Below are 257 nucleotides of genomic sequence, written 5' to 3'. Positions count from 1 at the left end.
GGGCCTCTCCGCTTCGCTCCGTTTTTACTGTAGAAATCCATTTTGATATTAAGTCGTGTGGAGCATTGACTACACCAGTGTTGTAGCCATGTTGAAAAGCTGACCCGAAAGCTGCTGCCGCTACGGCGAGCACCAACCTACTCGTCAGTTCCCTGCAAATGCCACGATCACCTTCGTCGATGAGAACCGTCGACTCTTCAGGGCTCTCATCCTCATCTTCCTCTTGGTCGCCCGGATCAACCTCCGTCATAATAAAC

General features: G+C 51.4%; 1 protein-coding gene. It reads right to left on the bottom strand.

Translation table 11 applies throughout. The features are described 5' to 3' along the window. A partial coding sequence (locus SAY88_RS25285) for a hypothetical protein (RefSeq protein ID WP_332635191.1) occupies window positions 1-257 on the bottom strand: 257 nt, incomplete at both ends.

The organism is Halalkalibacter flavus (assembly GCF_036663575.1).
Lineage (GTDB): Bacteria > Bacillota > Bacilli > Bacillales > Bacillaceae_D > Halalkalibacter > Halalkalibacter flavus.
This window is presented reverse-complemented; position numbering and strand designations above follow the sequence as displayed.